This is a genomic window from Streptomyces sp. NPDC058579, from assembly GCF_042718575.1.
Taxonomy (GTDB): Bacteria; Actinomycetota; Actinomycetes; order Streptomycetales; family Streptomycetaceae; genus Streptomyces.
This window is the reverse complement of record NZ_JBHXPI010000008.1, coordinates 52268-76824: the sequence shown is the minus strand read 5'-3', so window position 1 is coordinate 76824 and position 24557 is coordinate 52268. Positions and strand designations below refer to the sequence as shown.

Here is a 24557-nt window from a genome sequence, read left to right as displayed (position 1 = left end):
GTCGGCGTGTGCGCGTATCGTTCCGTACACCGACGAATTCGTACCGGAGACGGACACGGGAGGCCGACGATGACCGCGGTGGATCTGACCACCCATCCCGGGCACCTGGCCCGACGGCTCCAGCAGGCGCACCACCTGCTGTGGACGACGATGGTCTCGGAGGAGATCACCTCCCCGCAGTTCGGCGTGCTCAACGCGCTGACCGCCGAGCCCGGACTCGACCAGCGGACCGTGGGCGAGCGGGTGGGCCTCGACCGCTCGACCATCGCCGAAGTCGTCAGTCGGCTCACCCGCCGGGGGCTGCTCGACAAGGTGCGGGATCCTGAGGACGGCCGCCGCTTCCTCCTGCGGCTGACCGAGGACGGCGAACGGACGCACCGCAGGCTGACGGTACGGACGGCACGGATGAACCAGGTGTTCCTCGCCCCGCTCTCCGCCGGGGAACAGGCTCAGTTCATGAGCCTGCTGCTGCGCGTGTCGGACGCGGCGGAGCGCCTGCGGGACCCGGCGGAGCCGGTCGCGTCCTGAGCGGCCGGTCGGGGGCAGCTCTCTGCGAGACTTCTGGCATGGCACGCGATGACGCGACAGCGGTGACGATGGCCTCCTTCTTCGATCCGGAGCCGGAGAGGTGGGGGCTGCGTGGCGACCCCCATGTCTGGCGGGCCCTTCGCGACGAGCTGTCCGGTACGGACGTACCGGCTTCGCTCGGTGAAGCGGTCGAACTCCTGCGGGTGACGTTCAGCGAGCTCGTGGGGGTCGACCTCGCCGGTGACCCGGCGTCGTCCGTGTACCGGAAGTCGTTCGCACACGGCGGCATGTCCAGCGGCATGGTCTCGCTCGACACATGGCGAGAGAGCTTGATGCCCCTGCTCGCGTCGCGTGTGAGGACGCTGATGACGTCCTCCTGATCACAGCCGGTCCTCGTCGGTCCTCGGCGGCGCTCAGACCTCCGGTACACGGGCGAAGCGCCCCGCCGTGCGCAGGTCGTCCTCGATGCGGGCGACCGCCGCGCGCAGCTCGGGCAGGACCTCGCCGACGCACTCCTCGACGGTACGGCGGCTGCTGTGCATGGCCACGTTGACGGCGGCCACGACGGCCCCCGTACGGTCGCGCACGGGCGCGGCGATCGAGCGGAGCCCCTGTTCCAGTTCCTCGTCGACGAGGGCGTACCCCTGCTCGCGTACCCGTTCCAGTACGGCGGCGAGTTCCGGGCCCGACGTGACGGTGTGCGGGGTGAGGGCGCGCGGCTCGATGTCCGCGAGCCAGGCGGCGCGGCTCTCCGGCGGAAGGTCGGCGAGCATGACGCGGCCGAGCGAGGTGGCGTGCGCGGGGAACCGGGTGCCGACGGTGATGTGGACGCTCATGATCCGGCGGGTGGCGACCCGGGCGGTGTAGCGGACGTCGTGGCCGGCGAGGACCGCGAGGGACGCGGAGTCGTGGACGCGCCGGGAGAGTTCGGCCAGGTGCGGCGCGGCGATCTGCGGGAGCGGCAGCCGGGAGAGGCACGGGAAGCCGAGCGCGAGCACCCGGGGGGTGAGCCGGAAGAGCCGCCCCTCGACGGTGACGTACCCGAGGTGCTCCAGGGTGATCAGCGCCCGCCGCGCGGTGGCGCGCGCGAGCCCGGTGGCCTCGGCGACGGCGCTCAGGGGCAGCGCGGCCCGGCCCTCCCCGAACGCGGTGAGCACGGTCAGTCCGCGGGCGAGCGACTCGACGAACCCCCGGCCGAGCTCCTGTTTCGAGGCGTGGGTCCAGTCGGCGAGGCCGACGGCGGGGTGTGTGGGTGGCGCTTCGGGCGTCCGGCGCCGCTCGCGGGTCTCACGCGCCTCACGCGCCAGCAGCTCCTCCCACGCGGTCGTCGCGGCGCGCAGGCGCGGCAGGAGCGCCTCGCGGAGGGAGTCGGCGCTGTGCCGGCTGGTGTGGCTGACCACGCTGGCGACACAGGCGACGGCGCCGTCGGCGTCCCGTACGGGAAGGGCGAGGGCGACCAGGCCGGGTTCGATGAACTGGTCGTCCAGGGCCCAGCCGCGCTCGGCGGCCCGGGCCACGCGCGCGGCGAACTCCGCCTCGTCCGGCCCCTCGTGGTGCGGCCCGTCATGGTGCGGCCCCGTGTCGGCGGGCGCGGCGGGGAACCCGGTGTCGTGGGGGTCGGCGGCCCGGCGCGCCCGCCAGTGCTCCCACTCCGCCGCCGTCCAGTCGGCGGCGAACAGCGCCCCCGGAGCGGTCCGTTCGGCCGGCAGCGGATCGCCGATCCGGAAGCTGAGGGACATCGCGCGCCGCCGGGTCGCCTGATGGACGAAGCGGATGCCGTCGCCGTCGGCGACCGCGAGCGAGACCGACTCGTCCAGCTCGTCCGCGAGCGCGTCCGCGGGCCCGCCGAGAACCCCTGGAATCCCGAGAGCGCCCAGATAGGCGTTGCCCAGCTCCATCAGGCGCGGGGCGAGGAAGACGTCACGGCCGTCGAGACGTACGTATCCCATGCGGGCGAGCGTGCCCGTGATCCGGTCGACCGTGGACCGGGCCAGGCCGGTGGTGCGCTCCAGCTCGCTCAGGCTGAGGACCCCGTCGGCGTCGGTGAGCCGGCGCAGCAGCATGAGCCCGCGTGTCAGGGGCGCGACGGCCTCGGGCGGCGCGTTCTCGATCGGTGGCATGGACTCTCCCTGACGGATCGAACCGACGGGTCTTGCCGACCGATCCCGCCGTTGACAGCCCGGCACGGCGGGCGCACACTCACCCCACTCTGAGGTGAAGTTTTCTTCACTATACGAACATGGAGGCCAGATGCACACCACCGTCGGCATCGTCGGCGGCGGCCCCGCCGGGCTGCTGCTCGCGCGCCTGCTGCACCGCGCGGGTATCGACAGCGTGGTCCTGGAGTCCCGCGACCGCGCCTACGTCGAGCGGCGGCAGCGCGCCGGGATCCTGGAGCAGGCGACGGTCGACGCGCTCCGCGCCGCGGGTGCCGGTGCCCGCCTCGACGCCGAGGGGATCCCCCACGACGGCATCGAGCTGCGCTTCGGCGGCCGGGCCCACCGGGTCGACTTCCCCGTGCTCACCGACGGCCGCCGGGTCTGGGTCTACGCCCAGACCGAGGTGGTGAAGGATCTGATCGCTCTTCAACTCGCCGACGGCGGCCCGCTGTTGTTCGGGGCGGAGGTGCGCGCGGTCGAGGGTGTGGACACGGACCGCCCGGTGATCCGGTACGTGCACGAGGGCCGCGAGCAGACCCTGACCTGTGACTACGTGGTCGGCTGCGACGGCTTCCACGGGGTCGCGCGGACGGCGGTCCCGGAGCGTGAGCGGACGACGTACGAGCGGACGTACCCGTACTCCTGGCTCGGCATCCTCGCCGAAGCGCCGCCGGTGTACGAGGAGTTGATCTACGCCCACTCCGAGCGGGGCTTCGCGCTGGCAAGCATGCGCTCCCCGGCCGTGAGCCGGCTCTACCTCCAGGTGGAGAACGGCACCGACCCGGCGGACTGGTCCGACGAGCGGATCTGGGACGAGCTCGACGCGCGCTTCGCGCTCGCGGACGCGCCCGGGTGGCGGCTGAAGCGCGGCCCGATCACGCAGAAGTCGGTGCTGCCGATGCGGAGTTCGGTGACGGAGCCGATGCGGTACGGCCGGCTCTTCCTCGCCGGGGACGCGGCGCACATCGTGCCGCCGACCGGCGCGAAGGGGCTCAACCTCGCCGCCGCCGACGTGATCGTCCTGGCGCGGGCCTTCGCGCGGCGGGCGGCCACGGGCTCGACGGAGCTGCTCGACGCGTACTCCGACACGTGCCTGCGCCGGGTCTGGCGCGCCGAGCACTTCTCGTACTTCATGACGACGACGCTGCACACCGACCCCGAGCAGTCCGGCTTCGACACCCGGCTCCAGCTCTCCCAGCTGGACCGGATCGCGAGTTCGCGGCACGCGGCGGCCGAACTGGCCCAGAACTACGTGGGGTTGCCCATCGACAGGCCGTAGGCCGCCCTCCGCAGCGCGGAGGCGTAGACCTCGTCGGGGTCGAGCCTGCGCAGCTCCTCGGCGATCAGCTCGGCGGTCGTACGGACCTTCAGGGCGAGGACCCGGCTCGGCTGGCCGGGGATGGACAGCCGTCCGACCGGGCCCTCGGGCCGGTCGATGCGGATCTCGCCGTCAGGGGTGCCGAGGCGTACGGCGGTGACCACGGGTCCGTCCGTGGCGACCCGCTCGACCGGGACGCGTAGCCGGTCCTCGAACCAGCGGGCCAGGAGTTCGGCGCTCGGGTTGTCCGGCTCGCTCTCCACGGCGGCCGAGACGATCGTCGCCCGGGCCTGGTCGAGGGCGGCGGCGAGCATCGAGCGCCACGGGGTGAGCCGGGTCCAGGCGAGGTCGGTGTCACCGGGGGCGTAGGAGGCGGCGCGGACGTCGAGCGCGGCGAGCGGGTCCTCGACGGCGTACGCGTCTGTGATCCGGCGCTGGGCGAGCGAGCCGAGCGGGTCCGTGGACGGCACCTCGGGCGCGTCGACCGGCCACCAGACGACGACGGGGGCGTCGGGGAGCAGCAGCGGGAGGACCACGGAGTCGGCCCGGGCGCCGAGTTCGCCGTGCATCCGGAGCAGGACGGTCTCCCCCGACCCGGCGTCGCTGCCCACGCGGACCTCCGCGTCGAGGCGGGCCTCGTGGCGCCGCCGGGGCGAGCGGTCGTGGCGCTTGATGACGACGAGCGTGCGGGACGGGTGCTCCCGGGAGGCGTCGGTGGCGGCCTTCAGCGAGTCGTAGGCGTTCTCCTCGTCGGTGACGATGACAAGGGTGAGCACCATGCCGACGGCGGGGGTGCCGACGGCCCTGCGGCCTTCGATGATCGCCTTGTTGATCTTGCTGGATGTGGTGTCCGTGAGATCGATCTTCATGGCCCGCGCCCGTTCCCTCCGTCGCGCTGCGATCACCCTGACCTGCCCCACGAGCCTACGCGGGCGGCGACGTTCCCGCTGGCGCGGCGGGCTCCCGCAGGCCGCACAGCAGCAGCCGGCCCAGGGCGGGCAGGGCGATCAGCGGGGCGAGGGCGGTGCCCAGTGAGGTGGCGTCGGCGAGCGCTCCGACGAACGGGGTCGCGATGCCGCCGACGCTGACGGTCAGGCCCAGCGTCACCCCGCTCGCCGTGCCGACGCGCCCGGGCAGGTAGTCCTGCCCGAGGGTGACGTGCAGGGAGAAGGGCACGTACAGGCCGACCGAGGTCAGCGCGACGAAGACGTACAGGAGCGGGCCGGGGACGAGGACCACGCCGGCCACGGCGAGGACGCTCAGGGTGTAGGACCACCGGACGACGGTCACGCGGGGATGGCGGGTGGCCAGCTTCCCGCCGGCCACGGTGCCGACCGCGCCGCCGAGGTAGAGCACGAACAGCGCGGCCGTACCGGCGAGTTCGCCGCCGCCCGTGCGCTGGCGGGCGTATAGGGAGAGGAAGGCGCTCAGTCCGACGAAGACGATCGAGCGGCAGACGACGGCCCCGGACAGGCGCGCGAACGAGGCCCAGTCGTTCCGGCCGACGGTCGTCCCGGCGGCGTCGGTCGGTGTCCCGGCGTTCGGCTCGTCCATCGCCCGCAGCGCGGCCGCGCACAGCGCGGCGCCCGCGAGGGCCGGGACGACGAGCAGTGGGGTGGCGGCCAGGCCGCCGGCGGCGCCGACGACGGCGACCAGGACGGGGGCGGTGGCGAAGCCGAGGTTGCCGCCGAGGGAGAACCAGCCCATCCCGGTGTGGCTGCCCCGGCTCGCACGGCGTGCGACCCGCGCCGCCTCGGGGTGGTAGGCGGCGACGCCGATTCCGGACACGGCGACCGCGGCCAGAGTGACCGCGTACGAGTCGATGACGCCGCTCAGGGCGACCCCCGCGCCGGCGAGCAGGGCGCTCACCGGCAGCAGCCAGGGCAGCGGCCGCCGGTCGGTGAGCGCTCCGAACAGCGGCTGCACCACCGACGAGAGCAGCGAGGCGGCGAGGACGACGGCCGAGGCGGCGGCGTAGCCGTAGGCGCGCTCGGCTACGAAGTACGGCACCAGGGCCGCGACGGCTCCCTGGTAGACGTCCACGCAGGCGTGTCCCCAGGACAGCAGGGTGAGGGGTCGATGAGGAGGTGAGCTGATGGTGTTCGTGTTCGTCTTCGTCGGCACCCTTCGATCCTTGCGAGGCGGCGGGTGTCGCGCTTTCGATAATCTGCCTACTTGTGTCGAACTTCCGCCGATCCCGACGTCCCGCCCCCGACCGGTCCGTCCGCCACACCCCGCAGGCCCCGACCCGTGCCCAGCTCCTCACGGCGGGCGAGCGCATCGACGCCCACCGGCACGACGAGCACCAGATCGTCTACGCGGGCTCGGGCGTGCTGGCCGTCACCACCGACGCCGGTACGTGGTTCGCGCCCGGCACCCGCGCCATCTGGGTCCCGGCCGGCACCGTCCACGCCCACCGGGCGCACGGACGCCTCGATCTGCACCTGATCGGGCTGCCCGCCGACGACAACCCGCTCGGCCTGGACACCCCCACCGTGCTCGCCGTCGGTCCCCTGATGCGCGAGCTGATCCTCGCGTACACCCGCTCGCCCGAGGACACCGGACCCGAGCGCGGCCGGCTCCTCGCGGTCCTGCGCGACGAGCTGCGGAGCTCGCCCCAGCAGCCCCTGCGGCTGCCGGCGCCGACCGATCCCCGCCTCGTCGCCGTCTGCGCGATCCTCCGCGCCGACCCGGCCGACCCCCGGACGCTCGCCGAGCTGGGCGCGGCGGCCGGGGCGGGCGAACGGACCCTCAGCCGGCTCTTCCGCTCGGACCTCGGCATGACGTTCCCTCAGTGGCGCACCCAGGCCCGGCTCTACCACGCGCTACGGCTCCTCGCGGACGGCGTCCCGGTCACCACCGTCGCCCACCGCTGCGGCTGGTCGTCCCCCAGCGCCTTCATCGAGGTCTTCCGCCACGCCTTCGGCTACACCCCGGGCGCACACCGTCACGAGCGGGGCCTGCCGGACGCGCTGGCATCCGGGGCCTCTGCCGGGAGATCATCCAGGTCATGACCACAGAAACGATCGACGCCGCAGCCTCGGGCACCTGGACCCTCGGAGACCTCACGGTCCACCGGATCGGCTTCGGCGCGATGCGCCTGCCGCAGACGGGCGAGGCCCTCGTCGAGAACGCCGTGAGCCGCGACCGTGACCAGGCCGTCGCCGTCCTGCGCCGGGCGGTCGAGCTGGGCGTGAACCACATCGACACCGCCGCGTTCTACTTCTCTCCCCTGCGCTCGGCCAACGAGCTGATCAACCGCGCCCTCGCCCCCTACGGGGACGACCTGGTCATCGCCACCAAGGTCGGTCCTGGCCGCGACCCGTCCGGCCGCTGGGTGCCGCACGCGACGGCGGGGCAGCTGCGCGGGCAGGTCGAGGAGAACCTGCGCCAGCTCGGCCGCGACCACCTCGACCTCGTCAATCTGCGTGTCCTCGGCACCGACTCGGTAGCCGAGCGCTTCGGCGCGCTGGCCGAGCTCCGCGAGGCGGGTCTCATCCGCCACCTGGGCCTCTCCAACGTCCATCCGCACCAGCTGGCGGAGGCCCGAGCGATCGCTCCGGTGGTCTGCGTGCAGAACCGGTACGGGATCGGGGTCCGGCCCGACCACGACGCCTTCGTCCGCGAGTGCGGCGAGCAGGGCATCGCGTACGTGCCCTTCTACGCCATCGCCGGCACGGGCGGCGAGAGCGGTGCGAGCGGTGGCGCCGACGACGAGGTGCTCGCCGTGGCACGGGCGCACGGGGCGAGCCCGGCCCAGGTCCGGCTCGCGTGGACGCTGCACCGGGGCCCGCACGTGCTCGCCATCCCCGGCACCGGCGACCCTGACCATCTGGCCGCCAACGTCGCGGCGGGCGCGCTGCGCCTCACCGAGGACGAACTGGCCTCTCTGGACGCCCTGCACGCGCGCGGCGCGTAGGAAGCACCGGCAGCACCGGCCCGGCGGGGCACGGAGGTCACGCGCGTCCGGCGGCCTTCTGGCTGCGGCGGGACAGGGAGTCGACGACCACGGCGGCCAGCAGGACCGCTCCGGTGATCATGAACTGGACGGCGTTGCTGACGCCCATGATGTTCATGCCGGACTGGATCGAGCCGATCACCAGCGCGCCGAGCAGGGCGGACCAGACCGAGCCGCGGCCGCCGAAGAGGCTGGTGCCGCCGATGACGGCGGCGGCGATGACGTTCATCAGCAGGTTTCCGCCGCCGGACGTCTGGCTCGCGGACTGGATCTGACCGGCCAGGAAGAGGCCGCCGACGGCCGCCATGGTGCCGGCGATGGAGAAGACGGACATCCGGATGAACGGCACGCTGATGCCAGCCCTTCGGGCGCCCTCGATGTTGCCGCCGACGGCGAAGATCTGCCGCCCGTACGAGGTGCGGCGCAGCACGAAGTCGACGATGACCAGGACGATCAGGAAGACCAGGAGCGCCAGCGGCAGCCCCTGGTACTGGTTGAGGATGTACGCGGCGACGAAGGCGATCGCGGCGATGACGACCGTACGGATCACGATCTCGGCGATCGGCCGGAACGGCACCCTGGCGCGCTGGCGCCGCCGGGCGTCGAGGAGCGAGGCGGCCAGGAAGAGCCCCACGCCGACGGCCGCCGTGATGTAGGCGGCTGCCGGGCTGTGGAAGATCGTCGAGTACAGCTCCGAGACGATGCTCTCGCTCGGGATGTTGACCGTGCCGCTGGTACCGAGCACCTGCAGCATGAGTCCGTTCCAGGCGAGGTTGCCCGCCAGGGTGACGACGAACGCGGGCACGCCGACCTTGGCGAAGAAGAAGCCCTGGATGAGTCCGACGGCGGCTCCGCCGGCGATGGCGACCAGCAGGGCCAGCCACTCGTTCATGCCGTTCAGCACGTTGAGCACGGCGAAGATCGCGGCGCACAGGCCGCTGACGGAGCCGACGGAGAGGTCGATCTCGCCGAGCAGCAGGACGAAGACGATGCCGATCGCGATCATCCCCGTGCCGACGATCTGCTGGCTGAGGTCGGAGAGGTTCTGCGCGGAGAGGAACGCGCTGTCCAGCGTGCCGAAGACCGTCCAGATGATGATCACGGCGATGACGACGGGCAGCGAGCCCAGTTCGCCGCTGCGCAGCTTCCGCCCGAACTCCCCGATGTACCCCTTGAAACCCTCCTCCCGGACGATCAGCCGGGTGTCGACGGCCGGGACGGCGTCATGCGCCGGCTCCTGGCCGACGCCGTCTCCGTCGCCGGGTCCGGAGAAGGGGTCGGAGGGGTCGTGGCGGCCTCGGTCGCGCCTCATCGCTCCTCCTCGCCCCGCTTGCGGGCCTGGCGGCGCGTGACCGCGCTGTCGCTGGCCCCGGTGATGGCGGAGATGATCTCCTCGGTGGTCGTGGAGCGCTTGTCGAAGAAGCCGTTGTTCCGGCCGAGGCGCAGCACTGCGATGCGGTCGGCGACCGCCATCACGTCCACCATGTTGTGGCTGATCAGGATGGTGCCCAGGCGCTGTTCCCGGAGCCGTTCGACGAGGTCGAGGACCTCGGCGGTCTGCTCCACGCCGAGCGCGGCGGTCGGCTCGTCCAGGATGACGACCTTCGGGTCGCCGATCAGGGAGCGGGCGATCGCCACGGTCTGGCGCTGGCCGCCGGAGAGGGAGGCGACGGGGATGCGGACGCTGGGGATGCGGATGGAGAGGGTGTCGAGCAGCTGGCGCGAGCGCCGCTCCATGCCGACCTCGTCGAGCACGCCCCAGCGCTTCATCTCGCGGCCGAGGAAGAGGTTGCCGACGACGTCCAGGTTGTCGCAGAGCGCCAGGTCCTGGTAGACGGTGGCGATGCCGAGGTTCTGGGCGTCGTGCGGCCGATGGACGGTGACCGGGCGGCCCTCCCAGGTGATCACGCCCTCGTCCGGCGGGTTGACCCCGGCGATCGCCTTGACGGCGGTCGACTTGCCGGCGCCGTTGTCGCCGACGAGCGCGACGACCTCACCGGCGTGGACCTCCAGGTCGAAGTCCGACAGCGCCTGCACGGCGCCGAACCGCTTGGAGATCCCCCGCAGACTGAGCACAGGTGTTTCGGGCATTGGTCAACCGCCTCCTACCCGGCCCCCGTCGCGTCGCTGCCGCTACGGCTACTCCAGACCGGCTTCCTTGCAGGCGGCCTCGTAGGTGGGTGTGCAGATCTCGTCGACCGTGTACAGACCGTCCTTGACGACCGTGTCACCGATGTTGTCCTTGTCGACCACGATCGGGGTCAGCAGATTGGCCGGGACCTTCTGGCCGCTGCCGCTGGTGACCGTGAGGGGCACCAGGTCCTTCGAGAGCTCCTTGCCCTCGGCGAGATCGACGGCCATGGTCGCGGCGATGTCCGCCTCCGGCTTGTACGGCTTCATGATCGTGATGGTCTGGGTGCCGAGCAGGATCCGCTGGATGGCGTCGAGTTGAGCGTCCTGACCGGTCAACGGCACGTTGATACCCGCCGACTTGAGGGCGGTGGCGATACCGGCGGCGAGACCGTCGTTGGCCGAGTACACGCCGACGATGTTGTCCTTGCCCAGTGCGCTGATGGCACCCGACATCTGCTGGTTGGCGTTGTTCGGGTCCCAGTTGGGGGTGTCGTACTCCTTGCCGATCTTCACCTTGCCGTCGAGGACGGAGTGCGCACCGGCCTTGAACTCGGCCGCGTTGGGGTCGGTGGGCGAGCCGTTGTGCATGACGATCTGGCCGCTCTCGGCCTTGTCACCGAGCGCGTCGAGCAGCGCCTTCCCCTGCAACTCGCCGACCTTGCGGTTGTCGTACGAGACGTAGGCGTCGACGGGGCCCTGCGCGAGGCGGTCGTACGCGACGACCTTCACGCCCGCGTCATTGGCCTTCTGCACGGAGGACTGGATGGACTTGGAGTCCACCGCGTCCAGGATCAGCACCTGGTTGCCCTTGGTGAGCGCGGTGTTGACCTGCTGTTGCTGGGTGGTGGCGCTCTCGGCCGCGTTGTAGTAGTCGATCTGCGCGTCGGGCGCGAGTTCCTTGATCTTCTGCTCGATGTACGGCCGGTCGAACTTCTCGTAGCGCGTGGTCTTGCTCTCGGGGAGCAGCAGGCCGATCTTCACCTCGCCCTGCTTGGCGGTGGCCGTGCCCGGCTGGGCCGCGCCGCTCATCGAGACCGCGCCCAGGGACAGGGCCGCGGCTCCGGCCAGGGCGATCGCGCCACGCAATGTGCGGGTCATGGGGGGCTCCTTCCGTACGCCCCCTTCCCCTTTCCGCGTGAGCGCGGGAGACGAGGGGGTGCACATGTGGCCTTAATACGACATTAGCCGCAACTCCATGACCGGCAAGCGGGTGAACGGCCCTGGCCGGGGGGCCCGGCGTTTACGCAGTTCAGGCGACCGCTCTCCGGGCCGCGGGGGCGGGCAGTTGCGCGGCGACGATCGCCGCGAGGCAGAGCCCGAACCCGAGGAGCTGGACCGGGCCCAGGGTCTGGCCGAGCAGAGCGGCGCCGAGCACGGCGGCGACCAGCGGCGAGAGCAGGACGAGCACCGCGACGGAGGTGACGGGGAGCGCGCCGACCCCGCGGAACCACAGCACGAAGGCGAACAGGCCGCCGACCAGGCCGAGCCAGAGGTAGCCGACGGCGGCGCGCCCGTCGATCGCCGGCGGCGCGCCCTCGACGAGGAGGGTGAGCGGCAGCAGGAACAGTCCGCCCGCCGTGAGTTGCCAGCCGGCGAACGCGGTGGGGCCCACCCCAGCGGGACGCCCCCAGCGCTTGGTGAGCGTCACTCCGAGCGCCATCGTGACCGCGCTGCCGAGGCCGGCGAGGATCCCGACGAGGTCGAACGAGGCGCTCGGCCCGATCACGACCAGGCCGACGCCGGCCACGCCGACCAGACCCCAGACCAGGCGCCGGACCGAGAACCGCTCACGGAGGACCGCCACGGCCAGGACGGCGACGGCGAGCGGCTGGGCCGCCACGAGGGTGGCCGCCACGCCTCCGGGGAGGCGTTCGGCGGCGACGGTCAGCAGCGGGAAGAGCAGCCCGATGTTCAGGACGCCGAGCACGGCGGCCTTGCCCCACCACGCGCCGCGCGGCAGGGCCCGGCCGATCGCGAGGGCGATGAGCCCGGCGGGCAACGCCCGCAGGAGCCCCGCGAAGAGGGGGTGCGCGGGCGGGAGGAGTTCGGTGGTGACGACGTAGAAGGTGCCCCAGGAGACGGGCGCGAGCGCCGTCACGAGGGTGCGGGACAGGACTGCCGGACTTGTCATGCTCGCAGTCTCAGGCGACGGTGATCGATGAGTCCAACACATGCTTGTCACGCCATCCATCGTGATTCACGATGGATCGATGGACCTCCAGCAGATGCGGTACGTCGTCGCCGTCGCCGAGACGAACAGCTTCACCCGGGCCGCCGAACGGTGCCTGGTCGTCCAGTCCGCCCTCAGCCATCAGATCGCCCGCCTCGAACGGGAGCTGGGCGCGCGGCTCTTCGACCGGACGAGCCGCCGGGTGCGGCTGACCCCGGCCGGAGCGGCGTTCCTGCCGGCCGCCCGGCAGTGCCTGGAGGCCGCCGAGCGGGCGTCGGCCGAGGTCGCCGCCGCCGTGGGAGAGGTACGGGGACGGCTCGCCGTGGGGCTGATCCCCACCGTCGCGGCGGTCGACGTGCCCGGGGCGCTGCGCACGTTCCGCGGGCGGTATCCGCGGGTGCGGATCGGTCTGCGGGTGGGTGCGAGCGAGGAGCTCGCCGAGCAGGTCCGGGAGGGCGCCCTGGACGTGGCGTTCCTGGGCCTGCCCACGGCTGCGGACCCACCGCGCGGTGTGGCCTCGCACGTGCTCGCCCACGACCGGCTGGTCGCCGTGGTCGCCCCGGACCACCCCCTCGCGGGCGAAGCGGCGGTGGACCTGCGCAGGCTCTCCTCGGAGGTCTTCGTGGACCTGCCGGCCGGGACGGCCGGACGCGTCCAGTCCGACCTGGCCTTCGCGGCCGCCGGGCTCACCCGAGACGTGGCCTTCGAGGTGACGACGGCGGACCTCTTCATGGCCCGCCTGGTCGGCCAGGGCCTGGCGATCGCCCTGCTCCCCTCTCTCTACGTGCACCAGCTCACCGGTGTCACCACGATCGAGGTGACGGACGCGCCGACCCGCGTCGAGTACGCCGTGTGGAACGCGGCGGGGCGCACCCCGGCGGCGACGGCCTTCCTCTCCGCCCTGGGACTCGATGGACTCGGCCTCGATCCGAGCCCGGTCGAACGGGACGCGGGCGAACCGGTCAGGAATCGAGAAGCGCCGTCCCCTGGCCGCCCGTAGCGTGGCTGGCGTGCGGGTCGGTGGACCGGCATCCGTACGACACAGAGCGGGTCCCGGGGACCCACGACTTCAGGAGCGATCATGACCGGCACCCCCACCCAGGGCATCAAGACCGTGCTGCACCCCGTCACCGACCTGCCGAAGGCCACCGAGGTGTACGCCGCGCTGCTCGGCATCCGTCCGCAGACCGAGAGCGAGTACTACGTCGGCTTCGACGTCGAGGGCCAGCACATCGGGCTCGTACCGAGCGGCGGCCCGCAGGGCATGACGTCGCCGGTCGCCTACTGGCACGTGCCGGACATCGAGGCGAAGCTCGCCGAGGTCACGGCCGCCGGCGCGACCGTGCGGGACTCGGCCAAGGACGTGGGCGGCGGCCGTCTCGTGGCCACGTTCACGGACTCCGACGGCAATGTGCTCGGGCTCGTCCAGGACCGGTGAGCCGGCGCGACGCGCCGGTGGACCGTTGCCTCCGGCCGTTCCGGAGACGTAGGACCGGGATGTGACGTAGAACCGGATGCAGAGACGGAAAGACGGTGGCCGCGTTCCCGCGGCCCCGGCCCACGGACGGAGAGACACGATCAGCATGGCCACGAGGAAGGGCGCACAGCCGCCCGCGCCGCACGGTGCCGACAGCCACGATGTGATCCGCGTGCACGGAGCACGCGAGAACAACCTCAAGGACGTCAGCATCGAGATCCCGAAGCGCCGGCTGACGGTGTTCACCGGAGTCTCCGGTTCGGGCAAGAGCTCGCTGGTGTTCAACACGATCGCGGCGGAGTCGCAGCGGCTGATCAACGAGACGTACAGCACCTTCGTCCAGGGCTTCATGCCGACCCTCGCCCGACCCGAGGTCGACGTCCTGGAGGGCCTGACGACGGTGATCACCGTCGACCAGCAGCGGATCGGCGCCGACCCGCGTTCCACGGTCGGCACCGCCACCGACGCCAACGCGATGCTGCGCATCCTGTTCAGCCGACTCGGGAAGCCGCACATCGGCCCGCCCAGCGCGTACTCCTTCAACACGGCGTCGGTCCGGGCGAGCGGCGGGATCACCGTGGAGCGCGGTGCCGCCAAGACGAAGACGGTGAAGGCGACCTTCCAGCGCACCGGCGGCATGTGCACGCGCTGCGAGGGCCGGGGCTCGGTCACCGACATCGACCTCACGCAGCTCTACGACGACTCCAAGTCGCTGTCCGAGGGCGCGTTCACGATCCCCGGCTGGAAGTCGGACAGTCAGTGGACCGTGCAGCTCTACGCGCAGTCCGGCTTCGTCGACCCGGACAAGCCGATCCGCAAGTACACCAAGAAGGAGCTGCGGGACTTCCTCTACGGGGAGCCGACCAAGATCAAGGTCAACGGCATCAACCTCACCTACGAGGGATTGATCCCCAAGATCCAGAAGTCGTTCCTGTCCAAGGACAAGGAGTCGATGCAGCCGCACATCCGGGCGTTCGTGGAGCGGGCGGTCACCTTCACGGCCTGTCCCGAGTGCGACGGAACGCGGCTCAGCGAAGGCGCCCGGTCCTCGAAGATCAAGCGGATCTCCATCGCGGACGCCTGCTCGATGGAGATCCGGGACCTGGCGGAGTGGGTGCGCGGCCTCAAGGAGCCGTCGGTGGCGCCGCTGCTCGATGCGCTCCAGCGGACCCTGGACTCCTTCGTGGAGATCGGGCTCGGCTACCTCTCCCTGGACCGGCCGGCGGGCACGCTGTCGGGCGGCGAGGCGCAGCGCGTCAAGATGATCCGGCACCTCGGCTCCTCGCTCACCGACGTCACGTACGTCTTCGACGAGCCGACGATCGGCCTGCACCCCCATGACATCCAGCGGATGAACGACCTGCTGCTCCGGCTGCGGGACAAGGGCAACACGGTGCTCGTGGTGGAGCACAAGCCCGAGGCGATCGCGATCGCCGACCACGTCGTCGACCTCGGCCCCGGGGCCGGTACGGGCGGCGGCACCGTCTGCTTCGAGGGCACCGTCGAGGGGCTTCGCGCCGGGGACACGATCACCGGGCGGCACCTGGACGACCGGGCCTCGCTCAAGGAGACGGTGCGCACGGCCGACGGCGCGCTGAAGATCCGCGGCGCGAAGGCGAACAACCTGCGGAACGTCGACGTCGACATCCCGCTGGGGGCGCTGGTCGTCATCACCGGTGTCGCGGGCTCCGGCAAGAGCTCCCTCGTCCACGGGTCGATCCCGGCCGGCGAGACCGTGGTGTCGGTGGACCAGACGCCGATCCGCGGCTCGCGCCGGAGCAATCCGGCGACGTACACCGGACTGCTCGACCCGATCCGCAAGGCGTTCGCCAAGGAGAACGGCGTCAAGTCGGCGCTCTTCAGCGCCAACTCCGAGGGCGCCTGCCCCACCTGCAACGGCGCCGGGGTCATCTACACGGACCTGGCGATGATGGCGGGCGTGGCCACTCCCTGCGAGGACTGCGAGGGCAAGCGGTTCCAGGCGGAGGTGCTCGAATACCGGCTCGGCGGGCGGGACATCAGCGAGGTGCTCGCCATGTCGGTGACGGAGGCGGAGGATTTCTTCGGCGAGGGCGAGGCGAAGACGCCCGCCGCGCACAAGATCCTCGAACGGCTCTCCGACGTCGGGCTCGGCTACCTCACCCTCGGTCAGCCGCTCACCACCCTGTCCGGCGGCGAGCGGCAGCGGCTCAAGCTCGCCACCCACATGGGCGACAAGGGCGGTGTGTACATCCTCGACGAGCCGACCACCGGGCTCCACCTCGCGGACGTGGAGCAGCTGCTCGGGCTGCTCGACCGGCTGGTCGACTCGGGCAAGTCGGTGATCGTCATCGAGCACCACCAGGCCGTGATGGCGCACGCCGACTGGATCATCGACCTCGGTCCCGGTGCCGGCCACGACGGCGGCAAGGTCGTCTTCGAGGGCACGCCGGCCAAGCTCGTCGCCGACCGCTCGACCCTCACCGGCGAGCACCTCGCGGCGTACGTCGGAGGCTGATCTAGCCTTCGGTACGCGTGAGCCCCGCCCCGGGAAGTCCCGGGGCGGGGCTCACGTACGCGCGGCTGTCGTTATCGGCGGCTGCGGACCAGCAGGTAGAGGAAGTACGGCGTGCCGATGATCGCCGTCATCGTGCCGGCGCCGAGCTGGCCGGGCGCGATGACCGTACGGCCCAACAGGTCGGCCGCGCAGACGAGTACGGCTCCGAGGAGGACCGCGACCGGGACCACGCGCGCGTGCTGCCGGCCCACGAGGGCGCGGGCCGCGTGCGGGGCGACCAGGCCGACGAAGCCGATGGTGCCCGCGGCGGCGACGGCGGTGGCGCTGAGCAGGACGCTCAGCGTGAGGAAGCCCAGCCGGCCCCGGCCGAGGCCGATGCCCAGGAGCCGGGGGGTGTCCTCGTCGAGGGAGACGAGGTCGAGCTCCGTGCGCCGCGCGAACGCGGCCACCACGCCGACGGCGAGCACGACCGCGAGCGGCACGATGTCCGGCATGGTCCGCCCGTAGGTCGAACCGGACAGCCAGGTGAGGGCCTTGGTCGCGTTGAACGGGTCGGTGAGGACGATGAGCAGGCTGATCAGCGCGGCCGCCCCGGTGGCGACGCCGAAGCCGACGAGCACGAGCCGGTTCTGCTGGAACCCGCCCCGCGCGGCGAGGCCGAAGACGATGACGGAGCTGACGGCGGCGCCCGCGAACGCGGCACCCGCCACGCTCCACGACGCGGCCAGCGGCACCGACGTGACGAGGAGGACGGCGCCGAGCGCGGCGCCGCCGGAGACGCCGAGCGTCGCGGGTTCGGCGAGCGGGTTACGGGTCACGGCCTGGACGAGCGTGCCGGCCAGGGCGAGGGCCGCGCCCGCGAGGAGCGCCGCGAGGACCCGGGGCACGCGCGTGTCGAGGACGAAGGAGACGGTCCTGCCAGCGTTGCCCTGCGCCCAGTTGACGACGTCGCCGAGGAGCAGCTTGCTGTCGCCGAGCAGGACGGCGGCGATCGTCACGCCGACGAGGGCCGCGGCCAGGACGGCCGTGGTGGTCAGGAAGACGGCGCGGCTGCGGATGCGCAGCCGCTCGACCGCGGCGGCTCCGGCGGTGTCGCGGACCCGGGTCGCCATGACGATCAGGAAGACGGCGCCGACCAGGCTGGTGACGACGCCCGTCGGCACGGCGACCGCCGTGTCCGCCGGGATGACGGCGCGCAGCAGCACGTCCGAGCCGAGCACGAGGGCGGCACCGGCGAGACCGGCGATCGGAAGCCCGGCCCGCGCGCGGGAGAAGGCGCGGAACCGGCGCACGAGGGGCCGGACGAGGGCGGGGGCGCAGAGGCCGACGAAGCCGATCGGGCCGGCCAGCGTGACCGCCGCGGCCGAGAGCAGCGCGGCGAGCACGACGGCGGTGACGCGGGTGGCGCGGACCGGGACGCCGAGGCCGCGGGCCGCGTCGTCGCCGAGGGCCAGGGCGTCGACCCTGCGGGAGACGAGCAGCAGCCCGAGAAGGCCGAGGAGTCCGATGGGCGCCATCTGCAGGACGCCGTCGAAGCCGTTCTGGGAGATGCTGCCCTGGTTCCAGGTGAAGAGCCCTTCCGTCTCCTGCGGGAAGAGCAGCAGCAGGCCCTCGGTGACGGCGGTGAGGCCGAGGGTGAGGGCGCTGCCGGCGAGCACGAGCCGGACGGTGCCGGCGCCGAGGCCGGAGAGCCCGAGGACGACGGCCGCCGCCACGAGGCCGCCGAGGAAGGCGACGCCGGAGGAGGCGAGCAGCGGGAGCGAGAGCCCTCCCACGGACACGAGACCGAGGGCCAGGTAGGAGCCCGCGTTCACGCTGAGCGTGTCGGGCGAGGCGAGCACGTTGCGGCTGACGGCCTGGAGGGCGGCGCCCGCCATGCCGAGGACGGCGCCGACGAACAGGCCGGCGGCCATCCTCGGCAGGCGGGAGGCGATGACGACGGACGCGTCGGCCGGATCGGCCTGGCCCGTGAACGCCTTCCACACCTCGGGGGCGCCGACGGCGGCCGTGCCCTGGGTGATGTCGACGAGGGCGAGGCCCCCGACGAGGAGGAGCAGGAGGGCCGTCACCGCGGCCGCGCCCGACCGGGACGCGACAGCCGACGGAAGGGTGGCGGAGGAAGGTGCGGTGACGGCCATCGGGGTTACTTCGTCAGCGCCTTGACGACGGAGTCGACGTACTGGTTCATCGACTCGGGGCCGCCGAACATCCAGATGCCGTCGGGCAGCCGGTGCACGTCGCCCTTCTTGACGAACGGCAGGGAGGTCCACACCTTGTCCTTGGCGAGGGCGCCCTGGAACGGGTTGCTGCTCTCGTCGCCGTCGTTGCTGATGTGCGCGAAGTGCACGCCCTCGCCGAGCTTGGTGAGGCCCTCGACGTCGGTGGTGCCGAGGCCGTAGGCCGGGTCGCCCTTGACGGTCCAGGCGTTCTTCAGGCCGAGCTTCTCGTTGACGGCGCCGATCAGCGAACCGCTGGTGAACGGGCGGATCTGGACCTGGTTGGAGACGAGGTAGCCGTCGGCGAAGGCGTACTTGGCGCCGCCGAGACCGGCGTCGGCCAGGGCCTTCTTGCCCTCGGCGAGCTTCGCGTCGAAGCCCTTCTTGAGCTTGTCGGCCTGGGCGGTGGTGCCGGTGGCCTTCGCGATGGCGTCGAGGTTCTTCGTCATCCGGCCGATCGGGTCGGCGGCGTCGGCGGCCGTGAGGTTCAGGACCGGGGCGATCCCGCGCAGCTGCTTCACGGCGGCCGGCGGCAGGTCGCTGGTGGCGACGATGAGGTCGGGCTTGAGACCGGCGATGGTCTCCACGCTCGGCTCGCCGCGCGTGCCGATGTCCTTGGGGTCGTTCTTCAGCGGAACGGCGGAGTCCCAGGTCTTGTAGCCCTTGACGTCGGCGACGCCCACGGGGTCGACACCGAGGGAGATCAGGGTCTCGACCACGTTCCACTCGGTGCCGACGACCTTCTTGGCGGGTCCGTCGAGCTCCACCTTGGCGCCGGTGTCGTCGGTGAGCGTGATCGGCTCGGCGGACTTCTTCGTGTCGTCCTTGGCGGGCTCGGTCGTGCCGCAGGCGGTCAGGGTGAGCGCCGCCGCGGTGGCGACCGCGGCGGTGAGGAGGAGGCGTCTCATGAGGTGGGGCTGAGCCTTTCGCTTCGCGTGTGGTGGCGGCCGATCGCGCGGGTGCGCAGGCGGCCCGTGGAGGGGTCGGTGTCGACTTCGATGCGGATGCCGTACGTGTCCGTCAGGCGGGGCGCGGTCAGGACGTCTTCGGGGCGGCCTTCGGCGATGATCCGTCCCGACTGGAGCAGGACGACCCGGTCGGCGACGGCGGCCGCCTGGTCCAGGTCGTGCAGGACGACGCCGACGGCGATGCCGTGGTCGTCGGCCAGGTCGCGGATGAGGTCGAGGAGTTCGATCTGGTAGCGCAGGTCGAGGTAGGTGGTGGGTTCGTCGAGGAGGAGCACGCCGGTCTCCTGGGCGAGGCAGCCCGCGAGCCAGACGCGCTGGAGCTGTCCTCCTGAGAGGTGTTCGGCGCCGCGCTCGGCGAACTCCTCGACGCCCGTCATGCGCAGCGCGCGGTCCACGGCGTCCTTGCCGCCCGGGTCCGCCTTGCCCCAGCGGCCCCGGTATGGGTAGCGGCCGAACTCGACCACGTCCCGTACTGTCAGCCCGCTGGGCGTGGGGCGACCCTGCGTCAGCAGGGCGACGTACCGCGAGAACTCGCGGGGCGTCAGGGCGAGGCCGTCCGTGTCCGCGTCGAGGGTCAGGGCGGCGCTGCGGGGGCGCTGCAGGCGGGCGATCGTCCGCAGGAGCGTGGACTTGCCACTGCCGTTCGGGCCGACCAGGACGGTCACGTCGCCGGGCCGCAGCGTCACGGACGCGCCGTGCACGACATCGACACCGTCGTAGGCGACGGTGACGTCCGTGGCCGACAGCGCATGACCGCGTACGGGCGTGGCCTGCGGGTTTTCTTCACCAACTCTCACGTGGCACAGGTTAGCCTAACCTAATTCCGGTGTGGACCAGGGGGCAGAACCTTGGACCAAGGGCCAGAGCAAGGTCGGTCGATTCTGCTCAACCATCCGATCACTTTCGGAGCTTTGCGGTCCTGGGGGGAGAACCTGCCGTCGTCGGCCGTCTGTGGGGCAAGGGCGCTTTCCGCGTCCCCTTCGGAGCAGATGGAGAACGACTCAGATGACGCCGCCCTTCGAGTGGACCGGGCTCGCCCCGGCTTTGACGAGCGTGGTGATCCCCGGAATCGCCGCCGCTGTGCACCTCTACGTGGACCGGCGGCGGTCCCGGGGATGCGCCGAGCGGCCCGCCGACGACCAGCGGGACGCACCGGGTTCCTCGGCGCGGGCGGCCGGGCACACCGGGGCGGCCACGCACGTCACGGTCGAGGTCGTGCTGGTGCAGGACGCGGCCGGACGGCCGGCATCGTCGGCGGCCTCGGCGAAGGAGCGCGCCCCGTGGTAGACGGCGAGACGAGGCAGGCACCACGTGCGGTGGACGGCGGGGTCGGGCAGCGGCTGTACGACCACTACACCGTGTTCATGGGCCGGGAGCCGCTCTTCCTGCGGAGGCGGAGCGACGAGAAGCTCTCCCTCCAGGCCTGCCAGGACGTGGCGCAGGAGGCGTTCCTGCGGGTGGCGCGCAAGGCCGCGAAAGGCGAGCTCGACGAGAAGGTGAACGTCCCGGCCTATCTGCGGGCCGCCGCCTGGAATCTGGCCAGGGACCGGCTCCGCAGCGAGGGAAGGCTGGAGCTCGCGGGCGACGTCCTGACGGCCTCCATGCCCGAACAGCGTCAGGCGGTGGGCGAGTTCGACCCCTTGATGGACCTCGTGCTGCCCGCCATCGACGCCATGCCGCAGAGCCGGCGGCGCCAGGTCGTACGGCTCCAGAGCCAGGGGCTCAGCGACGTGCAGATCGCGGCCTCGCTCGGCATGCGGACCGACCGACTCCACCGGGAGCGGCACAAGGCGGTGGCCGAACTGCGGGACGCGCTGGGCGCGTTCATCCGCGGCGAGCACCGAAGGACGACACGATGCTTGAAGAAGGACAGGTGACGGTTGTGAGCCGCTTCAACGAGGTCAGCGGCGGCCGCCCCGCGCCGGACGTCCCGGCCGGGCTCGTGGAACTGATGAGCCGGCTCGCCGGGCCCCCGGACTTCTGGGACCGGCCCGACGGGGAGTTCGGCTCGCTTGCCCAGACGTACGAGACGGGCCGCGAGGAGCGCCGGCGGGCCAACTCGCTCTACCGGCTGGGGTCGAAGGCCCTCGGCCGGGACGAGCTGACGAGCGCGGCGCAGTGGCTGGGCGAGGCGGCGGCCGTCGGCCACCCGGGGGCCCTGTTCCGGCTCGCCGTGGTCGCGCTGCGGGCCGGTGGCGAGTGGGCCGACGACGCGAGCTATCTCGTCGCCGAGGCGGCCAGGCACGGACACGGGGACGCGGCCCGGCTGCTCGCCGCGCTCGGGAACCGGCGCCCGGCGCCCGGCACGGCGACGCCCCTGGACGAGGACACCGAGTTCTTCGAGGAGGCCCGCACCGGGCTCGGCGTACCCGAGCACCTGCTCTCCGCCCCGCCCCACGCCGAGCCCGAGGCTCCCCTTCCCGGGACGGCCGACGGGGAACCGGCCGCGCAGCCCCAGCTCTTCCTCGTACCGGCGCCGCACGTGCCGAACGAATACCGGCACCCGCCCGCGGACGCGGCCGGAGCGGAGAGCGGGCGGCCGCGGCTGACCGCGCTGACGGGCGGCCAGGAATCCGGGCCTGCACTCCCCCTGCCCGAACTCCCCGCCGAGAGCTCCCCCCTGTTCACGCCGCTCCCGGCGGCCGGACCTGGCCGGCGCCCCGAGGAGCCGTGGTGGTCGGCGAACGCCCTGCGGCCCGCCGTCCTCAACGACATCGCCAGGCGGCACCACTCCCCGGCCGTGATCCCGGCCCGCTGGCAGGCCACCCAACGGGCCAGGGACCTGCTCCATCTCATCGTGAGCCAGGGGGGGACGGACACCCGCACCCTCGCGCAGCGCGGAGGCATGTCCCTGAACGCGACCGCGCTACTCCTGGAGTGGCTCCGCGCCCAGGGTCTGGTCGTCACCGTCGCCGGCGTCCACCATCCGGGACCGGTCATGGAGCTGGTCACCGAACCCGACCCCGACCGCCTGCTGCTCAAGCAGACCCTGGCCGGTCTCCGCGACGAACTCGACGCCGCCGTCTACCTCAGCAGCTACACGGACGGCGAGATCCGCATCCACGAGGCCGCGCACAGCGCGACCGCCCCGCCGGTCGACGAGTGGGCCCCGTTCACGGACACCGGCCACGCGAGCGCCGTGGGCAAGAGCCTCTTGGCCCAGCTCGACTTCGACTCCCGCATGGACCACCTCACCCGCTACCCCTCCATCCCGCTCACCGACCGCACGATCACCAACCCTCGCGCGCTGATCGAGACCCTCGACGGACACGGCCCGCACGCCGCCCAGTTCGACCTGCTCGAATACTCCCGGACGGAGGTGTGCGTCGCGTACTCCCTGGGGCTGCCCGGCCGTGCCACGAGCGTCGCCCTGTCCCTGCCCGCCCACCAGCACCCCCGCCTCCTCACGGTCGCCCACTCCCTGAGCCACCGCGCCACGGGCCTCCTCCTCGCTCAGCTCCTCAACGACGACACCCCTCCGACGGCCGGCACCACGGCACCGGAGCCACGCCGTGCCCTGCCCTGAGACGCGGTCGCTCCGGGCACGGGGGAAGGCCCCGTGCCCGGAGCGATCCCCCGCGCCCCGCCGCGACCGGGGCAGGGACGCCGCGGCTGACGCCGACGGTCGGTCAGACGGTGGCGAGGGCCTTGCGGAGCGCGTCCACGGCCAGCGCGATCGCGGCCTCGGCGCCCTGGGTGCCGCGCAGCGCGTTGAGCATGACGAAGTCGTGGATGACGCCCTGGACGCGGACGGCGGCGACCGGGACCCCGGCCTCGCGCAGCTTGTTCGCGTACGCCTCGCCCTCGTCGCGCAGCACATCGGCCTCGGCGGTGATGACGACCGCGGGCGGCAGCCCGGTGAGCTGCTCGGTGGTGGCCCGGAGCGGGGACGCGGTGATCTGGGCGCGGTCCGTCTCGCTCGTCGTGTACTGGTCCCAGAACCACTTCATGCCGTCGCGGCGGAGGTAGTAGCCCTCGGCGAACTGCCGGTACGACTCGGTGTCGAAGGCCGCGTCCGTCACCGGGTAGAACAGCACCTGGGCGGCCAGGGACACGTCACCGCGGTCCTTCGCCATCAGCGTCAGCGCGGCGGACATGTTGCCGCCGACCGAGTCGCCCGCCACCGCGATCCGGGTCGCGTCGAGGCCGTGGTCCCCGCCCTGGTTCACGATCCACTGGGCCACCAGGTAGTTCTGCTCGATGGCCACCGGGTAGTGGACGTCGGGCGACAGGTCGTACTCGGGGAAGACGACGGCCGCGCGGGCGCCGGCGGCCAGCTCGCACACCAGCCGGTCGTGGGAGTGGGCGCTGCCGAAGACCCAGCCGGCGCCGTGGATGTAGAGGACGACGGGCAGCGGGCCCTCGTGCCCGGCCGGGCGGACGATCCGCGCCCTGACCCGGCCCGTCGGACCGCCCTCGACCGTCACCCACTCCTCGTCGACGTCCGGCTTCGCGACGGCGCCGCTCTGTAGGTCGTCGACCGCCTTCCGGCCCTCGCTCACCGGAATCTCGTACAGGTACGGCGGCTGGGACGTTCCCTCGGCCAACTCCGCCGCGGCCTGCTCCAGCACGGGCCGGTTCCTGTTCTGCTCGTCGGACATGCGCGAACTGCCTTTCCTCGTACGGGCCCCTGGCTGGGGGACGGCCTCACGCGAGGAGCCGGCGAAGCCGAGCAGTGTGCCGTCCGTGCACACGCCATGACCACCAGGGCACAGAGGGGATCCTCGCGCGCTTCCTCGTGAACCTCGCTCTCGGACACGCGGGCGATAATCTGACGTTCGCGCCGATATGGGCGGAGGAGTGGCAGAAGCCGCCGTGTGCCCCTCCGCGCACAGGAGTTCCCCGCGCGAGCACAGCCCTCCGTGTCCTACTCCCCCGCGGGCTCCTCGCCCGTGCCCTCGTGCGTGCGCACCCCACCGGACGTGCCGAGCAGGCGGTGGCGAAGTAACGTTGAGAGAGGCGGGAGTCCCGCAGTTCATGCCCAGGAGTACAGGCTGCTCGGGACGCGCCGGCGTACATCGACCGACGCAGGCACCTCGACTGGCGGCGCCCGAGCCGGAAGCCATGCAGTCGGGGGTCTGGGCAGCTTCAGGCATTCGTGCATCGGCATTCGTGCATTTTCAAGCAGGCCGC

At 72.4% G+C, this 24557-nt stretch carries 22 protein-coding genes; 11 read left to right on the top strand and 11 right to left on the bottom strand.

The window, feature by feature from the left end; genetic code table 11:
- The first annotated feature begins 69 nt into the window (after positions 1–69).
- Together ACFWRO_RS13285 and ACFWRO_RS13280 are read left to right on the top strand one after the other, a co-directional pair.
- On the top strand, positions 70–528 hold the full coding sequence (locus ACFWRO_RS13285; RefSeq protein WP_384508756.1) for a MarR family winged helix-turn-helix transcriptional regulator: 459 nt from the start codon (positions 70–72) through the stop codon (positions 526–528).
- Between the two features lie 38 nt (positions 529–566).
- The gene (locus ACFWRO_RS13280) at positions 567–908 is read left to right on the top strand and encodes a hypothetical protein (protein ID WP_384508753.1); all 342 of its coding nucleotides are present in this window, start codon (positions 567–569) and stop codon (positions 906–908) included.
- Positions 909–941: 33 nt separating this feature from the next.
- Here the strand turns inward: ACFWRO_RS13280 and ACFWRO_RS13275 are convergent, their stop codons facing one another.
- Positions 942–2648: an IclR family transcriptional regulator C-terminal domain-containing protein gene (locus ACFWRO_RS13275; RefSeq protein WP_384508750.1), complete on the bottom strand. Its 1707-nt coding sequence runs from the start codon at positions 2646–2648 to the stop codon at positions 942–944.
- A 130-nt stretch (positions 2649–2778) separates the two neighbouring features.
- On the opposite strand from ACFWRO_RS13275, the gene ACFWRO_RS13270 reads away from it, so the two are divergent.
- The gene (locus ACFWRO_RS13270; RefSeq protein ID WP_384508747.1) at positions 2779–3966 is read left to right on the top strand and encodes a 4-hydroxybenzoate 3-monooxygenase; all 1188 of its coding nucleotides are present in this window, start codon (positions 2779–2781) and stop codon (positions 3964–3966) included.
- Here ACFWRO_RS13270 and opcA read toward each other — a convergent pair.
- A complete protein-coding gene (gene opcA, locus ACFWRO_RS13265; protein ID WP_384508744.1) occupies positions 3936–4874 on the bottom strand; it encodes a glucose-6-phosphate dehydrogenase assembly protein OpcA in 939 nt (312 codons plus the stop codon). The two genes, ACFWRO_RS13270 and opcA, sit on opposite strands and share 31 nt — an antisense overlap.
- 55 nt (positions 4875–4929) lie before the next feature.
- Positions 4930–6129: an MFS transporter gene (locus ACFWRO_RS13260; protein WP_384508741.1), complete on the bottom strand. Its 1200-nt coding sequence runs from the start codon at positions 6127–6129 to the stop codon at positions 4930–4932.
- A 53-nt stretch (positions 6130–6182) separates the two neighbouring features.
- On the opposite strand from ACFWRO_RS13260, the gene ACFWRO_RS13255 reads away from it, so the two are divergent.
- Together ACFWRO_RS13255 and ACFWRO_RS13250 are read left to right on the top strand one after the other, a co-directional pair.
- Positions 6183–7019 (top strand): AraC family transcriptional regulator, encoded by an 837-nt coding sequence (locus ACFWRO_RS13255; protein WP_384508738.1) that lies wholly within the window; start codon positions 6183–6185, stop codon positions 7017–7019.
- A complete protein-coding gene (locus ACFWRO_RS13250) occupies positions 7016–7924 on the top strand; it encodes an oxidoreductase (protein WP_384508735.1) in 909 nt (302 codons plus the stop codon). The genes ACFWRO_RS13255 and ACFWRO_RS13250 overlap by 4 nt, the downstream gene beginning before the upstream one ends.
- Positions 7925–7961: 37 nt before the next feature.
- Here ACFWRO_RS13250 and ACFWRO_RS13245 read toward each other — a convergent pair whose 3' ends face one another.
- The 4 genes from ACFWRO_RS13245 to ACFWRO_RS13230 form a co-directional block, all read right to left on the bottom strand.
- Complete coding sequence (locus tag ACFWRO_RS13245) at positions 7962–9275, bottom strand: sugar ABC transporter permease (RefSeq protein WP_384508732.1); 1314 nt, start codon at positions 9273–9275, stop codon at positions 7962–7964.
- Complete coding sequence (locus tag ACFWRO_RS13240) at positions 9272–10054, bottom strand: ATP-binding cassette domain-containing protein (RefSeq protein WP_384508729.1); 783 nt, start codon at positions 10052–10054, stop codon at positions 9272–9274. The genes ACFWRO_RS13245 and ACFWRO_RS13240 overlap by 4 nt, the downstream gene beginning before the upstream one ends.
- Positions 10055–10102: 48 nt before the next feature.
- On the bottom strand, positions 10103–11194 hold the full coding sequence (locus tag ACFWRO_RS13235; protein WP_384508726.1) for a substrate-binding domain-containing protein: 1092 nt from the start codon (positions 11192–11194) through the stop codon (positions 10103–10105).
- 151 nt (positions 11195–11345) lie between these two features.
- Positions 11346–12227 carry an EamA family transporter gene (locus tag ACFWRO_RS13230; RefSeq protein ID WP_384508723.1) on the bottom strand — a complete coding sequence of 294 codons (882 nt, stop codon included), beginning with the start codon at positions 12225–12227 and terminating at the stop codon, positions 11346–11348.
- Positions 12228–12306: 79 nt separating this feature from the next.
- On the opposite strand from ACFWRO_RS13230, the gene ACFWRO_RS13225 reads away from it, so the two are divergent.
- The 3 genes from ACFWRO_RS13225 to ACFWRO_RS13215 all read left to right on the top strand — a co-directional run bounded on the left by ACFWRO_RS13225 (position 12307) and on the right by ACFWRO_RS13215 (position 16240).
- Positions 12307–13266 (top strand): LysR family transcriptional regulator, encoded by a 960-nt coding sequence (locus ACFWRO_RS13225; RefSeq protein WP_384508720.1) that lies wholly within the window; start codon positions 12307–12309, stop codon positions 13264–13266.
- A gap of 81 nt (positions 13267–13347) precedes the next feature.
- On the top strand, positions 13348–13704 hold the full coding sequence (locus tag ACFWRO_RS13220) for a VOC family protein (RefSeq protein ID WP_384508717.1): 357 nt from the start codon (positions 13348–13350) through the stop codon (positions 13702–13704).
- A gap of 139 nt (positions 13705–13843) precedes the next feature.
- Entirely contained in the window at positions 13844–16240 is a 2397-nt protein-coding gene (locus ACFWRO_RS13215) for an ATP-binding cassette domain-containing protein (protein WP_384509184.1), read from the top strand.
- A gap of 71 nt (positions 16241–16311) precedes the next feature.
- On the opposite strand, the gene ACFWRO_RS13210 is transcribed toward ACFWRO_RS13215, so the two are convergent.
- From ACFWRO_RS13210 to ACFWRO_RS13200, 3 genes are read right to left on the bottom strand one after another with little or no spacing between them, the layout of a single operon-like run.
- Positions 16312–18378 carry an iron ABC transporter permease gene (locus tag ACFWRO_RS13210; RefSeq protein ID WP_384508714.1) on the bottom strand — a complete coding sequence of 689 codons (2067 nt, stop codon included), beginning with the start codon at positions 18376–18378 and terminating at the stop codon, positions 16312–16314.
- Between the two features lie 5 nt (positions 18379–18383).
- A complete protein-coding gene (locus tag ACFWRO_RS13205; RefSeq protein WP_384508711.1) occupies positions 18384–19364 on the bottom strand; it encodes an iron-siderophore ABC transporter substrate-binding protein in 981 nt (326 codons plus the stop codon).
- Positions 19361–20221 carry an ABC transporter ATP-binding protein gene (locus tag ACFWRO_RS13200; RefSeq protein WP_384508708.1) on the bottom strand — a complete coding sequence of 287 codons (861 nt, stop codon included), beginning with the start codon at positions 20219–20221 and terminating at the stop codon, positions 19361–19363. Before ACFWRO_RS13200 ends, ACFWRO_RS13205 begins: the two co-directional genes overlap by 4 nt.
- A gap of 208 nt (positions 20222–20429) precedes the next feature.
- Between ACFWRO_RS13200 and ACFWRO_RS13195 the strand changes: the two genes are divergently transcribed.
- Genes ACFWRO_RS13195 through ACFWRO_RS13185 form a run of 3 tightly spaced genes read left to right on the top strand, consistent with a single transcriptional unit; the run spans position 20430 to position 22950 of the window.
- Entirely contained in the window at positions 20430–20711 is a 282-nt protein-coding gene (locus ACFWRO_RS13195) for a hypothetical protein (RefSeq protein WP_384508705.1), read from the top strand.
- The gene (locus tag ACFWRO_RS13190; RefSeq protein ID WP_384508702.1) at positions 20705–21301 is read left to right on the top strand and encodes an RNA polymerase sigma factor; all 597 of its coding nucleotides are present in this window, start codon (positions 20705–20707) and stop codon (positions 21299–21301) included. Before ACFWRO_RS13195 ends, ACFWRO_RS13190 begins: the two co-directional genes overlap by 7 nt.
- On the top strand, positions 21280–22950 hold the full coding sequence (locus ACFWRO_RS13185) for an IclR family transcriptional regulator C-terminal domain-containing protein (protein WP_384508699.1): 1671 nt from the start codon (positions 21280–21282) through the stop codon (positions 22948–22950). The genes ACFWRO_RS13190 and ACFWRO_RS13185 overlap by 22 nt, the downstream gene beginning before the upstream one ends.
- Positions 22951–23053: 103 nt before the next feature.
- Here ACFWRO_RS13185 and ACFWRO_RS13180 read toward each other — a convergent pair whose 3' ends face one another.
- Positions 23054–24025, bottom strand: a complete 972-nt coding sequence (locus tag ACFWRO_RS13180; protein WP_384508696.1) for an alpha/beta hydrolase — start codon at positions 24023–24025, stop codon at positions 23054–23056.
- Between the last annotated feature and the right edge of the window lie 532 nt (positions 24026–24557).

What these genes read in the sequence shown, in the direction of transcription:
- ACFWRO_RS13275 (WP_384508750.1), bottom strand. Translation starts at nt 2,648, where the DNA reads ATGCCACCGATCGAGAACGCGCCGCCCGAGGCCGTCGCGCCCCTGACA.
- ACFWRO_RS13245 (WP_384508732.1), bottom strand. Translation starts at nt 9,275, where the DNA reads ATGAGGCGCGACCGAGGCCGCCACGACCCCTCCGACCCCTTCTCCGGA.
- ACFWRO_RS13250 (WP_384508735.1), top strand. Translation starts at nt 7,016, where the DNA reads ATGACCACAGAAACGATCGACGCCGCAGCCTCGGGCACCTGGACCCTC.
- ACFWRO_RS13220 (WP_384508717.1), top strand. Translation starts at nt 13,348, where the DNA reads ATGACCGGCACCCCCACCCAGGGCATCAAGACCGTGCTGCACCCCGTC.
- ACFWRO_RS13280 (WP_384508753.1), top strand. Translation starts at nt 567, where the DNA reads ATGGCACGCGATGACGCGACAGCGGTGACGATGGCCTCCTTCTTCGAT.
- ACFWRO_RS13270 (WP_384508747.1), top strand. Translation starts at nt 2,779, where the DNA reads ATGCACACCACCGTCGGCATCGTCGGCGGCGGCCCCGCCGGGCTGCTG.
- ACFWRO_RS13225 (WP_384508720.1), top strand. Translation starts at nt 12,307, where the DNA reads ATGGACCTCCAGCAGATGCGGTACGTCGTCGCCGTCGCCGAGACGAAC.
- ACFWRO_RS13210 (WP_384508714.1), bottom strand. Translation starts at nt 18,378, where the DNA reads ATGGCCGTCACCGCACCTTCCTCCGCCACCCTTCCGTCGGCTGTCGCG.
- ACFWRO_RS13180 (WP_384508696.1), bottom strand. Translation starts at nt 24,025, where the DNA reads ATGTCCGACGAGCAGAACAGGAACCGGCCCGTGCTGGAGCAGGCCGCG.
- ACFWRO_RS13235 (WP_384508726.1), bottom strand. Translation starts at nt 11,194, where the DNA reads ATGACCCGCACATTGCGTGGCGCGATCGCCCTGGCCGGAGCCGCGGCC.
- ACFWRO_RS13230 (WP_384508723.1), bottom strand. Translation starts at nt 12,227, where the DNA reads ATGACAAGTCCGGCAGTCCTGTCCCGCACCCTCGTGACGGCGCTCGCG.
- ACFWRO_RS13240 (WP_384508729.1), bottom strand. Translation starts at nt 10,054, where the DNA reads ATGCCCGAAACACCTGTGCTCAGTCTGCGGGGGATCTCCAAGCGGTTC.
- ACFWRO_RS13205 (WP_384508711.1), bottom strand. Translation starts at nt 19,364, where the DNA reads ATGAGACGCCTCCTCCTCACCGCCGCGGTCGCCACCGCGGCGGCGCTC.
- ACFWRO_RS13195 (WP_384508705.1), top strand. Translation starts at nt 20,430, where the DNA reads ATGACGCCGCCCTTCGAGTGGACCGGGCTCGCCCCGGCTTTGACGAGC.
- ACFWRO_RS13285 (WP_384508756.1), top strand. Translation starts at nt 70, where the DNA reads ATGACCGCGGTGGATCTGACCACCCATCCCGGGCACCTGGCCCGACGG.
- opcA (WP_384508744.1), bottom strand. Translation starts at nt 4,874, where the DNA reads ATGAAGATCGATCTCACGGACACCACATCCAGCAAGATCAACAAGGCG.
- ACFWRO_RS13185 (WP_384508699.1), top strand. Translation starts at nt 21,280, where the DNA reads ATGCTTGAAGAAGGACAGGTGACGGTTGTGAGCCGCTTCAACGAGGTC.